The organism is Marinomonas vulgaris, from assembly GCF_018145875.1.
GTDB lineage: Bacteria > Pseudomonadota > Gammaproteobacteria > Pseudomonadales > Marinomonadaceae > Marinomonas > Marinomonas vulgaris.
Genome location: NZ_JAGSSV010000006.1, coordinates 125,664 through 139,671, shown reverse-complemented (window position 1 = coordinate 139,671; position 14,008 = coordinate 125,664). Strand labels below are relative to the sequence as shown.

10 protein-coding genes are annotated in these 14,008 nt (G+C 45.1%); 6 read left to right on the top strand and 4 right to left on the bottom strand.

All coding sequences use genetic code 11. The features are described 5' to 3' along the window. Positions 1-118 precede the first annotated feature (118 nt). Positions 119-1,561 (top strand): aspartate kinase, encoded by a 1,443-nt coding sequence (locus tag J9B83_RS07280; protein WP_211536127.1) that lies wholly within the window; start codon positions 119-121, stop codon positions 1,559-1,561. An 87-nt stretch (positions 1,562-1,648) separates the two neighbouring features. Here J9B83_RS07280 and J9B83_RS07275 read toward each other — a convergent pair whose 3' ends face one another. After that, entirely contained in the window at positions 1,649-3,844 is a 2,196-nt protein-coding gene (locus J9B83_RS07275; RefSeq protein ID WP_211536074.1) for a bifunctional diguanylate cyclase/phosphodiesterase, read from the bottom strand. A 247-nt stretch (positions 3,845-4,091) separates the two neighbouring features. Continuing rightward, positions 4,092-4,676: a HupE/UreJ family protein gene (locus J9B83_RS07270; protein ID WP_211536073.1), complete on the bottom strand. Its 585-nt coding sequence runs from the start codon at positions 4,674-4,676 to the stop codon at positions 4,092-4,094. 288 nt (positions 4,677-4,964) lie between these two features. On the opposite strand from J9B83_RS07270, the gene J9B83_RS07265 reads away from it, so the two are divergent. After that, positions 4,965-5,552, top strand: a complete 588-nt coding sequence (locus tag J9B83_RS07265) for a hypothetical protein (protein ID WP_211536072.1) — start codon at positions 4,965-4,967, stop codon at positions 5,550-5,552. 60 nt (positions 5,553-5,612) lie between these two features. Here the strand turns inward: J9B83_RS07265 and J9B83_RS07260 are convergent, their stop codons facing one another. Further along, positions 5,613-6,827 carry a ribose-phosphate diphosphokinase gene (locus J9B83_RS07260; protein ID WP_211536071.1) on the bottom strand — a complete coding sequence of 405 codons (1,215 nt, stop codon included), beginning with the start codon at positions 6,825-6,827 and terminating at the stop codon, positions 5,613-5,615. A gap of 154 nt (positions 6,828-6,981) precedes the next feature. Further along, positions 6,982-8,469 carry a DUF3612 domain-containing protein gene (locus tag J9B83_RS07255; protein ID WP_236037171.1) on the bottom strand — a complete coding sequence of 496 codons (1,488 nt, stop codon included), beginning with the start codon at positions 8,467-8,469 and terminating at the stop codon, positions 6,982-6,984. A gap of 195 nt (positions 8,470-8,664) precedes the next feature. On the opposite strand from J9B83_RS07255, the gene J9B83_RS07250 reads away from it, so the two are divergent. From J9B83_RS07250 to J9B83_RS07235, 4 genes are all read left to right on the top strand, one after another. Further along, positions 8,665-10,839, top strand: coding sequence for a malate synthase G (locus J9B83_RS07250; RefSeq protein ID WP_211536069.1), 2,175 nt, complete (start codon positions 8,665-8,667; stop codon positions 10,837-10,839). A 99-nt stretch (positions 10,840-10,938) separates the two neighbouring features. After that, entirely contained in the window at positions 10,939-12,540 is a 1,602-nt protein-coding gene (locus J9B83_RS07245) for an isocitrate lyase (protein WP_211536068.1), read from the top strand. Between the two features lie 195 nt (positions 12,541-12,735). Continuing rightward, positions 12,736-13,377: a TetR/AcrR family transcriptional regulator gene (locus J9B83_RS07240; protein WP_211536067.1), complete on the top strand. Its 642-nt coding sequence runs from the start codon at positions 12,736-12,738 to the stop codon at positions 13,375-13,377. Between the two features lie 13 nt (positions 13,378-13,390). Next, a complete protein-coding gene (locus tag J9B83_RS07235; RefSeq protein WP_211536066.1) occupies positions 13,391-14,008 on the top strand; it encodes a LysE family translocator in 618 nt (205 codons plus the stop codon).

The following is a 14,008-nucleotide window of genomic DNA, read 5'->3' as shown; positions in this document are numbered from 1 at the left end:
AATTGGGTGCTTTAAATACGATTAATGCTTAAAATTTCCGCAACCTTATGACAATATAGCGGCAGTTTTTGGCTCCGGTCGAAGTCAACCTTCGACCCTTAGATAAATTGGGTAAATGATGGGACAACATACAGTTGAAAAAATTGGCGGCACGTCCATGAGTGACTACCGTTCAGTTCGTGACAATATAATTTTCAAGCCAACGCAAGTTCAGAGCATGTATCAGCGTATTTTTGTTGTTTCTGCCTACGCTGGCATGACAGATAAGTTACTGGAACACAAGAAAACCGGCGATGCGGGCGTGTTTGCTCTGTTTGCACAAGAGCGCATGCAAAACAATTGGTTTCCGGCGTTACAAGATGTTCGCAGTGCCATGTTGGACATTAACCATACTTTATTTGAAGAAGGCGAGTTGCGCCAAAAAGCCGATGACTTTTTAAGCAGCCGCTTGCAAGAAGCGCAAGAATGCTTAGAGGATTTACATCGTCTTTGCCAGCACGGTCACTTTTCCATTAGTGAGCACTTGGCTACGGTACGCGAAATGCTCGCGAGTTTGGGCGAAGCGCACAGTGCCTGGAATACGGCGCATTTACTTCAACGAGACGGCGTAAATGCGGTTTTTGTTGATTTAACCGGTTGGAACAGTCCAAGTCATATGTCATTGGACGAGCGAATCATTGATGCCTTCAAAGACATTGATTTGAGTAAGGAGCTGCCTATCGCTACGGGCTATGCTCACAGTGAAACTGGCTTAATGTCGACATTTGACCGGGGTTACAGCGAAATGACCTTTAGCCGTATTGCGGTATTGACTGAGGCCCATGAAGCGGTTATTCACAAAGAATTCCACCTAAGTAGCGCAGATCCACGCTTGGTCGGCGAAAGCAAAGCCGTGCCTATTGGCCGTACCAATTATGACGTAGCTGATCAGCTGGCCAACCTTGGTATGGAAGCGATTCACCCGAAAGCCGCGAAGGGTCTGCGTCAAAGCGGCATTGCGTTGCGAGTGAAAAACACCTTTGAGCCAGACCATACAGGCACCTTGATTACCGGCGATTATGTTAGTGATGCGCCTTGTGTTGAAATTATTGCTGGCTGTCGTGGTGTGTTTGCTGTTGAGTTGTTCGATCAGGACATGGCAGGCGACATCGATGTATTTGATGGTGGTATTTTAAAAGTATTGAACCAGTTTCACGCTCATATCATTGCCAAAGACATTAATGCCAACACCATTACGCATTACTTGGCGATTAACTTAAAAACCCTAAAACGCGTCATGCGTGTTTTGCATGAGCGTTTTGCTGATGCTGAAATTACCCAACGTAAAGTGGCGATTGTCTCGGCTATCGGCAGTGATATGAAAACTACTGGCATGTTGGCGAAGGCCGTAAAAGCCATCGCAGAACAAGAGGTTAACGTATTAGCAATGCACCAATCTATGCGTCAAGTAGACATGCAATTCGTGGTAGACGAAGAAGACTATGAAAAAGCCATCTGCAGCCTGCACAAAGAATTGGTTGAGGCGCAAAATCATGGTCGTGCTATTTGTTTAGCGTCTTAATGCTATAACATGTCATGGTTTAATTGATCCAGTGACCATTAAAAAAGGCATCCTTGTGATGCCTTTTTTAATGGTCAAATAGAAAACTTAACTAGGATGAAGCAGGGGAGTACCTTGGTTGAAAGCTGTCGCTGTGACCGGCTTGCTTACATAATATCCCTGGCCAAAGTCGCACTGAAACGCTTCCAATAGTTGCCATTGTGTTCGTGTTTCTATGCCTTCTGCCAGTACCTTGATATTCAGTTTATGTGCCATGGCGATAATGGCTTCAACAATTTTTCGGTCGTCTTGGTTACTCTCTAATTCCATAATAAAACTGCGGTCAATTTTTAGCATGGTGACGGGCAGGTTTTTCAATTGCGACAAAGACGAATAACCGGTGCCAAAATCGTCAATGGACAAACAAATACCCATATCTTTAAGGCGTTGCAGTAGACTTCTGGCAAGAGGAATATCGGCTAAAATAGAGGTCTCTGTTACTTCAAAACCCACTAGATGCGCGGGAACCTGATATTTATCCAGTAAGGCTTCTACCAGGGAAACAAAATGTACGTCGGATAACTGAGCCGAGGCTAGATTGATGTGTATGCTAATGTCTGGACGGTTTTCCAGTTTGCGTTGAGCTAGGTAGGCAATGCTATTTTCGAGCACCCAATGGCCTAAAGCCACTATTTTACCTGTGCTCTCTGCCAAGGGGATAAAATCATTGGGGAACACTAGCCCTTTTTCAGGGTGATTCCAGCGTACTAGGGCTTCTGCGGCAAACACCTCGTCTGTCTTGAGGTTAAACTGCGGTTGGAAGTAGACCTCAAACTCTTCACGTTCTAGAGCAAGCGCTAGGTCTTGTTCACCTTTGACCAGGTTATGGGTGCTGACCTTCATGTGCTCATTATAAAAAGCGTACTGATTTTTGCCTTCCAGTTTTGCGTGGTACATGGCCATGTCGGCATTTTGCATTAGGGTGACCAAATCCCGACCATGCTCAGGGATCATAGCAATACCCAGAGACGTGCTTAGAACATATTCTTTCGACCGTAAAATAACAGGACGGCGAACACTCTGTAGTATTTGATCTGCGCGCTGTGAGACCTGTTTTTTGTTGGTTACATCGCCTAGTAGGAGCCCAAACTCGTCTCCCCCTAAACGAACCACCAAATCTGATGTTCTTTTGAATTTATCGAGTCGATTTGCGATCACGGTTAATACCTGATCTCCCACATCGTGCCCTATGGTGTCGTTGATGCGTTTAAAGTTATCTAAATCCAGGTATAAAAACGCTGATACACGACCGCGTTTTTGATGGCCGCGTAAGGATTTAGGTAAGGTATCTTGAATGAAGCGGCGGTTTTTTAACCCTGTTAATGGGTCACGATAGGCGAGTTCTTGCAACTCTGCGGTTTTCGCTTTGACTTGCTCTCGTAGTTTAAGTGGCTGAATTAAAATCGCGTATAAAGCAGCAGAGAGCAGTAATCCAACTATAAGGGAAAGAAAATAGCCAATATTCTTTTGCGCGCCTGCGAGTGCAATAGAGCCCCGACTGACATTCAGTGACCAGGTACCAACCGGTAATACCAAATCCGTTACGGCATGGATATCTGCCAGAGGAACTTCAGAAGAGGCGAGTGTGATATCTTCCTTAGTCGCTGTGTTTTTTCTGGTTAAACGATATTGGTAGCCTTCATCTTCTAATGAGTGCAATTGTGTGGCTTCAAGCAAGTTGTCTAAATAGATAATGGCAGAGGAAAACCCCCAAAAGCGTTCTTGCTCAGTGCCTTTGTGAAGAAAGGCAGGGGCTCGACTGATCACAGCGATGCCACCTTGTATCAGTTCTATTGGTCCAATAACAAACATAGTTTGATTGCGAACGGACAAAGAAGCTTCTTTCTTAAAAGCGGGTGAGTTGAGAATATCCAGGCCGATGGCAGATTCGTTGCCCTCTATTGGGTAAATCTTTGAAATGATGCCTTGTGGCGAGAGCTGCAAACTTTCAATGCCACCAATGGAGTCGATTAAGGTATCAGCATAGCCTTCAAACCATGATGTTTCGCCATTATTTTGCTCAACTTCGTAGGCAAGAATTTGTGCTGATGTAAACGCAGAAGAGAGCTTTCTTTCTAAGGCGGATGCTTGGGTACGTGTAATGCTGTTCAATAATAACTGCTGTTGACTGACAATCGCTTGGTGCGTTGATTGAACCCAAGAGAGACCAAGTACAACTATAACGACAAAGGCAATAATGGAAATAATGACGGCATAATACGGTTTAAATTCAAATTTTTTCAAAAAAATACCCTTGTCTGTTATTCACAAAACGAAAACATTGTAGCGCGTTGCGGTAAGCCCATTCGTCCATAGTGTCAGAGTTCTATAAATAGCACAGTAAAGAAGATAGCATTAAAATACCCTTTCATATCAATTTAATACCATAGCATTTATGGGTTTTATCCACAGACAAGTGAAAAATAACCACCTTGTTTAACAAGCAAGGTGGTTAGAGTTTAATGTCATGGGAAAAAGCTATTTGCTCATATTAGGCAATAGCAAGGATGACGCCTGCGATAGCAATCACGCTGCCAGCCAAACGGGTCATCAATGGCGCCTGCAAACGCGTAACAAGAGTGCCTAATGCCATGCCTGTTATATGCAAGGCGAAAGTGGCGGCGATAAAGCCTAGCGCGTATTCAACACCGTTGGCATTGAGTGGCATTTCTACTCCGTGAGCCGTGCCATGAAACAAGGCAAACAGCCCTGCAATGCTCGCGCAAGTGGCTATAGAGAAGCGTGCCGATGCAACCAGTAACACACCCACCAAAATCACCGATAACAAAATACCTTGTTCGACAAAAGGCATTTGAATGCCGGCGATCGCCAGCCCACCACCAAGCAACATAGCGCTAATAAAAGCGAGAGGAAGCATCCACATGGCTTTGCCACCAATACTGGCGGCCCATAGGCCTACAGCTAACATGGCAAGTAAATGATCAAGGCCACCCATTGGATGCATCAATCCTGTCATAAAACTACTGGCGTGTTCGTGTCCTGGGTGAGCCATTACAAGAGTCGGTAAAGCGACCATGGTAGCGGCTATGCCCATTTTAAGCGTAACTGAACGCATAATAATATCTCCAAAAAATGAGTATGAAGTGTTGGGAAATCATACACTTCTGTAAACCACCGCTCTTGCGGCTGGAATGGAGTTGGATTTTAGCACAGCTAAAGGCTGGGTAAATTATATGAAGGGTTTTCTTGATCTAAACCGATTGCTAGCTCGTATTGAGAAGAGTTTTTTAAAGTTTTCCCTGCTCCAAACAAGCCAATATGCTATGGTCTGGCGATAATAAAAAATCGCTTACGGCCATCCGTCAAGCGTGTAATTTCTTTCAGAAAAGATAAGGACAAGATTGTGACAGATACCTATTTAGCAGAGGTAAACAAGTTGGAAAAGCTGCGTGCAGCTTGGTTGCCCGCGGTGGAGTTTCTTTTTGGTGGGGCTGCTGATCAGGCTAAATTTGATGGCTTCGAAGTACGAGATGATATCAGCAAGCCAGGTGCTGTATTTGCGCACTCTGATGAGCCATACCGATACACTATTCAAATGCCTGCCAAGGTATTCACAAATGATGTAATGATGCTAGCGGATGTCATGCAGGAGTTGGTTCGAGGTCAATTCCCTCTCGGACGGGACGTTAGTAATACTTTGGTGTTGTGTGAAGGCGCGGCGGTATTTGGTGCTATTACGGCGATTAAACAGGTGTTTGGTGATGAGGCGGTTGATTCCTATCTAAATGCCTTACGTGAACAAGCCTTTCCCTACTACGATGCTTTTTCTTACACGGCTGTGCTGCTTGCTGAAGACCCGCAGGCCATTAAGAAGCTCAGGGAAATGAAGCCGTTTTTGTATCAAGTGGAAAAAGCCGATTTTGATGCAGCCGGTGTGGCAGAAATAGATCGCAAAATTAAAGATCTTTTATTACTAACTTTCCACGCCTAATAAAAAACGCCCAGCATGCAAGATGCTGGGCGTTTTCAAAAATCAAAAGCGTAAAAGCTTTTAGTGACCCTTTAGCTCAGACAATTCTTCACTGAACCAAATTTTGCGCTTAAAACGAGGGTTTTTAGACGACATATCTATTTTATATGGGTTGGCTTCTTGGGTTTGTGGCAAATCCAAGATGTTGCATAGTTCCTGAGCCAGCCATTTTTCTACTTTTAGCACGACCATTTTTTTACGTAAACGCCCTTGTTCGTCACGGTTCAAAATAGTAGGTAGTGTGTTCAGAGTTAAGATTTCACCTAAAGCAGGGTGTGCCATGCGCTCACGGCCTTCATCGCTGGCGTAAAAGTGCGATACAGCAAACACCATGCGTTTTGGGTTGATTTGTTGTAGGAACTGGCAGGACTTCACTACAGTAGAACCGGTACGAACCATGTCGTCAAACAACACAATACTGGCGCCGTCTAGGCCATCAAAAGTGTGTTCGCTTTCTCTGTGTAGAGTGATTTCGACTTTGCGTTCATCGGTACGCTCTTTATCGAGCATAATGAATTTGGCTTTCGACAGTCCAAGTGTGTTGAACATTTCTTTAACAAAGTCGCGAGCACCCTTGTCTGGTGCGCACAATACAAGCCCTTCACCATCGTCACCGTAATCCAAAATGTTGGAGTTTAGCAAGTAATGGGCATAAATTTCGTAAGGGATGAGGTTGTGGAAATCACCCTCAAATACTTGATTAAACATTTTTTGAACCGAATCGGAATGGTTGTGAATCGTCATCACAGTGTCCACACCAGACATTTTTAGCAATTGGGCGTAAAGTTTTGCGGTAAAAGGTTGACCGTCGAACTTCTTCACATCTTTGATATCACGCTCGAAACTGGTTTCCCCTAAGTCAGAATGAGGGCCACGATCTTGCGCACTGTAGAATAAATCAGGTTCTACTAGAATAACGCGTTCTGCGCCATTTTCTTTGGCCGCGCGAGCAATGATCAAGTTCGCCATCGCCAGTTCCTGACGACTTTTTACATGGCTGCCAGTGCTGACAATAATGACCGCTTTTCCCTTGAGTTTGCGACCAATGTTATCGAAATCTGCTTCATCGGAGATAAACCGAGGGCAAAATTCAGAGTTCATGAATTGCTTCATGCTGATTAAATCAGCGATGTCATCGTATTGACCCATGGCGTAGGCAATATCAATAGCAAATGGATTATCGGAAGAGTTACTAACCACGACAACGTTAGTTGGCTGACTGGTCGACAAAGTCATGAAAGATCCTTACTAGGGGGAAGGGGAATTTGCGCCAATTTTAATACGTGTGTCTTTGTTTCGATAGACCTGATTGCATATAATCGGCATTTTCCACCATCCCCTTGGTTGTTCAGAGGTTGCTTTTGTTATTTTGTAAGCAGTTTTTCACTCCTTATTTGTGTCCACATTCTTGATAACAGCTTGGTGACCTTGGGCACACAGCGCCGCGTGAGCAAATTAATCTAGCATCGCTTTCAATACCGCGCTCGACCCAATTGATGTTGAGAATTTTGGCCACACTCATTAAATCTTTCTTAATGCCTCTTGGAATATGAGAGGAACCCCCACCGGTAACGCAGGCCTGCTTTAAGTCATTGGCAATGGAAATGGCGTCTTTGCCTTGAGCGGCAATGGCGGGATTAAGGTCAATGCCAGAACAGATAACGTGACTATTACCAGCAAGATCCTCCACTTTTATCGATTCACATGCGTAAATCCGTGGTTCGTCCGCAACGTTTAAAATCGAAATCTGCGCTGATGACCCTGAGCTTTGCTCGTTGATTTTGCGAAAGACCGCCCAGTGATGGCAAGGGTCTTCGACTAAGCTCATGTTGCCCCAAGGCAAAGGTATGCCGTTGCCCCGATACACGGCCTTGAGTTTTCCGGGTGCATAGGCATCAAAATAATGCCAATGGGGGTAGGGCGACGCCGCTGTCATACGGCGCATGGCGACAGATTCCGACACGCCGGCCAATTGGGCGGTATTAATCTCGTAACCATTGCGATCCAGCATTTGTCGAAACGGCACTTTAGGGCATAGCAAGGCGCCAGCGAAAAAGCTGCACTCAAAATCACGCCATGCGTATAAAATATCTTGTGCGTCCATACCCGATGATGGCCCTGCAGCTTGCCTTGCTTGCAGTGGTGAAATTTCATTGCGGCCTGTGACCAGAATGTTTTTTAGCCCATCTTTGTCGTGCAGTACCGTATGTCCAATGTGAACGGCCAGGTTGTATTTGAGCCGATGAGGCTGTGTTTTCATAATTTGATTGATGTACACCGTGTTTGGCGGATCAAAAAACGACGTGACTAAGTTATTGCCATTACTGCCAATTTCTTGCAAAACAGACGCTGGTGTTTTGCGAAACCATTTAATCTGTAAGCCCATTTGTTTAGTGATATCGACTAGATCGTCCAAGCTTAAAGGCAGGCGCTTTTTCCCAATTTCTTCTGCGGCTCGCTCAAGGTCGGGAAAGTGATTTTGATGGTGCTCTTGGTGAGCGCGAATCAATAGATGGGCAAATTGACGTCCACTGGTGCCCGTTTGTGACAGCATTTCAGGAATGGCGATTTGTAGAATGTCTTTTGAGAACAAAAAGTTTGGTTCTAAAGGCATGCCGTTAATGCCACCGCCAGAGCCTTTTGACGGGGTGATAGCGTCTTCTTCAGGAATATCATCTAAAAACCAGTCAACATTTTTTTGAAAAACGCTGGCGATCACCTCTAAAACGTCTTCACTGGGGATGCGTTTGCCTCTTTCTATCATCGATAAATAAGACACAGAGGGTGCGCATTCTGGGTCTATTTTGATGCATCGAGAAGACAGGTCTTCCATCGTCAAGCGGTTGCGTTTACGGAGGTTGCGGATTTTTGTGCCCAAAAAATGAGCCTTGCGATTGAGGTTATTTTTATTTTTCATTTTTGTAAAATTTACACTGTGTAATTCTTATTGTGAAATTTCATCTTAGTTGGGCATAGACTATAAATCAAGCAAGCGGGAACAGTTTCCCAGTCGCTGTTTTAGAAACAGTGAATATAAAGATAAGAATAAAGCTCACTAGAAAAGGAAAGCGAGATGAATATGCCCTTACCTAAAAATAACAGTGTAATCCACCCAGGGTTTTGCAACTTCATCAATGAAGAAGTGCTTCCCCTTCATGCCATCGAGCCAACTAAGTTTTGGCAAGACCTAGAAAAACTAGTGTCCGACTTGGCGCCTGTTAACCGTGCGTTATTGGCGACTCGTGACTCCATGCAAGAGCAGATTGATCACTGGCACTGTGCCCACAAAGATCAACCGATGGACATTAAAGCATACGAAGCCTTCTTGCGTGAAATTGGTTATTTGGTTGAAGAGGGTGACGACTTCACCATCACAACCGAAAACACAGACATTGAGATCGCTAGCCTAGCAGGCCCACAACTTGTTGTTCCCGTTAAAAACGCTCGCTTTGCTTTGAACGCAGCCAATGCGCGTTGGGGCAGCTTATACGATGCTTTTTACGGCACAGACGTGATTGCTAAAACCGACGGTCTTGAAACAGATAATGGCTACAACCCTGCTCGTGGTGACGAGGTAATCGCGAAAGCGAAAGCATTTTTAGATGAGGTTTTCCCACTGGAAACCGGTTCACACAAAGACGTCAGCAGCTACATGGTGTACTACCACCATTTGCTTGCCTTTTTTGAAGACGGTACTCAAGCGGGTCTTAAACAGCCAAACCAGTTGGTTGCGGTAAACGGACAGCGCAGCGAACCGGAAGCGATTCTGCTTAGAAATAATGGTTTACACGTAGAGATCCAATTTGATCGCAACGGCCAAAATGGCGAGAAAGACAAAGCCAATATTAACGACATCGTGGTTGAGTCTGCTCTTAGCACCATTATGGATTGTGAAGACTCTGTGGCAGCTGTCGATGCGGAAGACAAAATTGAAGTGTACCGCAACTGGCTTGGGTTGATGCAAGGCAACTTGGAAGCGAGCTTCCAAAAAGGCGGTAAAACACACACTCGCCGTATGAATCCTGATCGTGTTTTCACGGATTTAGACAACAACGAATACCGCGTACATGGTCGTTCTTTGTTATTGGTTCGCAACGTTGGCCATCTAATGGAATGCGATCTGATGCAAGACGCAGAAGGAAACTTTGTTCCTGAAGGCATCATGGATGCGGTTGTAACCGTGTTGATTGGCGCCCTGGATTTACAACGTGAGCAGGGTTTACGAAACAGCCGAACAGGCAGCATCTATGTTGTAAAACCTAAAATGCACGGCCCTGACGAAGTGGCGTTTAGCTGCGAGTTGTTTGGTCGCGTTGAACAAATGTTAGGTCTTGAAGAAAACACCATCAAGATCGGCATCATGGACGAAGAGCGCCGTACCACAGTGAATTTAAAAGAATGTATCCGTCAAGCCAAATCACGAGTGTTCTTCATTAACACCGGCTTTTTGGATCGTACTGGTGACGAGATTCATACCAGCATGCAAGCGGGTGCTTTTTTACCAAAAGATCAGATCAAGGCTCAGCCTTGGATTCAAGCTTACGAAAATCGCAATGTGGACATCGGCTTGCGCTGTGGTCTGCCTGGCAAAGCACAAATTGGTAAAGGCATGTGGGCCATGCCAGATGAAATGGCGGCGATGATGGAAGCCAAGATTTCTCACCCCAAAGCGGGGGCCAACACCGCTTGGGTACCATCGCCAACGGCTGCCACGTTACACGCACTGCATTATCACCAGATTGATGTGTTTGCAGTGCAAGAACGATTAAAAACTCGTGCTCAAGCCAATTTAACGGACTTGCTAACCATTCCGACGATTCCGGCGAGTTTGACGTTGTCGAGCCAAGTTATCGAACGTGAAATTGAAAACAACGTACAAGGGCTTTTAGGTTACGTAGTTCGCTGGATTGAAGACGGTGTGGGCTGTTCGAAAGTGCCAGACATTAACAATGTTGGCTTAATGGAAGACCGTGCCACCTTGCGTATTTCGAGCCAGCATTTAGCAAATTGGTTGCTGCATGGGGTTTGTCAAAAAGAACAAGTAGATGAAGTGATGCAGCGTATGGCGAAGGTGGTTGATGAGCAAAACAAAGACACCGCAGGATACCGTGCCATGTCATCGAATGCCGACAGCGTTGCTTTTAAAGCCGCACAAGATTTGATTTTTAAAGGGGTAGAGCAAGTGAATGGTTACACCGAACCTTTGCTGCATGCTTACCGAGTGAAAGCCAAAAAAGCGCACTCGTAGCACGACCCCAATGAGCACACATTGAAGCTCAGATATTAAGCAACACAACTATTTAGCGTCATAAAACAATTGAACCAACCCAATAGAGTGAGAAGTAGAATGGAAACTTACAAAAATAAAACCCAACAGGCTAGCCAAACTATCGAGCAACAAGGTGCAACATGGGGTGCAATGAACCCTGAGTATGTTGCCAGAATGCAACTGCAAAACCGTTTTAAGACAGGTTTGGACATTGCTAAATACACGGCTAAAATCATGCGTGAAGACATGGCGAGCTACGACAAAGACGCAGCAAACTACACCCAATCTTTGGGCTGCTGGCACGGGTTTATCGGCCAACAAAAAATGATTTCTATTAAGAAACATTTCGGCAGCACTCGTAGCCGTTACTTGTACCTTTCTGGTTGGATGGTTGCTGCTATGCGCTCTGAGTTTGGTCCTCTTCCAGACCAATCTATGCATGAGAAAACATCGGTTCCTGCGCTAATTGAAGAGCTTTACACCTTCTTGAAGCAAGCCGACGCTCGTGAATTGCAACACCTTTTCAAAGCCTTAGACGACGCTCGTGAAGCAGGCGATCAAGCGGCTGAGAAAGCAGCACAAGAGAACATCGACAACTTCGAAACACACGTTGTACCTATCATTGCCGACATCGATGCGGGTTTTGGTAACGAAGAAGCGACTTACTTATTGTCTAAGAAAATGATCGAAGCGGGTGCATGTTGTATCCAAATCGAGAACCAAGTATCAGATGCGAAACAATGTGGTCACCAAGACGGTAAAGTAACCGTTCCACATGAAGATTTCATCGCGAAAATCAACGCGGTTCGTTACGCTTTCCTAGAAATGGGTGTTGATGACGGTGTTATCGTAGCGCGTACAGACTCTTTGGGTGCTGGCTTGACGCAAAAAATCCCAGTGTCTCAAAACCCTGGCGATCTTGCAGACCAATACAACGCGTTCATTGATGGCGAAACAGTAACGTCCCTTGATCAAATGAAATCTGGCGACATGATGATTAAGCAAGGCGATCGTTTGATCAAACCAACGCGCTTGCCAAACGGTTTGGTTCGTTTCAAGCCTGACACTGGTGAAGATCGCGTAGTAATGGACTGCATCAATTCTTTGCAAAACGGTGCTGATCTATTGTGGATCGAAACAGAGAAGCCACACATTGGTCAAATTGCGTCTATCGTAAATCGTATTCGTGACGTTATGCCAAATGCGAAGCTGGTATACAACAACAGCCCATCGTTCAACTGGACTCTGAACTTCCGTCAGCAAGTATTTGATGCATGGACTGAATCTGGTAAAGACGTATCGGCTTACCAGCGTGATCGTTTGATGTCACAGGATTACGATGAGACTGAACTGTCAGCGGAAGCCGATGAGCGTATTCGTTGCTTCCAGAGAGATGCAGCTGCGCAAGCGGGTATCTTCCATCATTTGATCACTTTGCCAACGTACCACACAGCAGCCTTGTCTACAGACAACCTAGCGAAAGACTACTTCGGCGAAATGGGCATGTTGGGTTACGTTAAAGAAGTACAGCGTAAAGAGATTCGCCAAGGTTTGGCATGTGTTAAGCACCAAGATATGTCTGGTTCTAACATGGGCGATGATCACAAAGAGTACTTCTCTGGTGCGCAAGCGTTAAAAGCGTCTGGTAAAGATAACACGATGAATCAGTTCTCTAACTAATTTGTCAAAAAATGCACTAAGTTACTTTAGCTAATGCATCTAAAGGCCAGCAGTTTTCCCCCTGCTGGCCTTTTTTTGCCTTATTTCTTCGTGACAATTCCAAAGAATGCTATTCTTGCTGCGTGTCGAACAGGACGTTTAAACGGCACTTTCATCCCCCTTTTTTTACGCCATAAATTATCAGCGAGGCTCCCCTTGAGCGATGTAAAACGACCAAAAGACCAGTTGAAAGCGCACATTAGAGAACAAAATCAAACGCTTATTTTGGAAACCTCGGAGCGTGTGTTTGCACGTCAGGGATTGGCAAAAACCACTACGCAAATGATCGCCGATGAAGCCGGCTTGCCCAAAGCCAATATTCACTATTATTACCGCTCGAAGAAAGATTTACTGGAAGCCGTGTTAGAGCGTATATTGCGACTTTGGCTGCATTCTGTAAGTCGCTTTGATGTCGATGAAGGGCCAAAGCAAAACTTAACTCGCTACATAGAAGAAAAGATTGAGCAGTCGCGTACCAATAAAAACGCGTCGAAAATTTTCGCTATGGCTTTAATTGGTGAGGAAGCGTTCGTTCTGGATTATTTGCGCCGTTTATTCGTTACCGAATTGAGTCGAGAAGAAGCGACGATTCAAACATGGGTAGAAAAAGGCTGGATGCAGCCTGTGTCGACAGAGCATCTATTTATTAGTATTTGGGCCATGACGCAAACTTATGCAGACTTTGATGCGCAAGTGAAAATTTTACTCAAAAAGGACACATTGGAAATCAGCGATTACGATGACGCAAAAGCGTTTGTCACTCGTATGGTTCTCGCCGGCTGTGGCGTTACTCAATAAAAGGAAGAAGGGAATGACATTAGAAAGTGGTATTACATTTTTCATCGCGATTTTTATTTTTAGCATTACACCGGGTCCTGGTGTGTTTGCTATTTTAGCGCGCAGTATGACAAAAGGTACGCGAGCAAGCATGTCTTTAAGTTTGGGTATGGTGATGAGTGATATCGTTTATTTGGTGATGGCATGCTTTGGTTTGGCGGCGATTGCATCGAGCTGGGAAACGGCATTTCTAGTGATTCGTTACGCTGGCGCGGCGTACTTGATGTATCTAGGTTGGAAAATGTGGGTGTCGCCTGTGTCTGCTGAGTCATTACAAGGGGAGCAGGGCACAAAAAGTCAGATCGCCAGCTTTGTCCAAGGCTTTATGATTTCTGCGTCTAACCCCAAAGTGATTCTTTTTTACGTCGCGTTTTTACCGACTTTCATGGATTTGACCGTGTTAAATGGTTCCGACATCGTTATCGCGTCGGTGCTGGCTTTTATGGCCTTATTCTTAGGCTTAATGTTGATTGCAGCAGGTGCTTCTCAAGCAAGACGATTGTTTAAATCAGAACGATCCATGCGTTCTTTGAATAGAACGGCGGGTGGCATTATGGCCAGTGCAGGGGCTTTTCTTGCGTTAAAAAGCTGA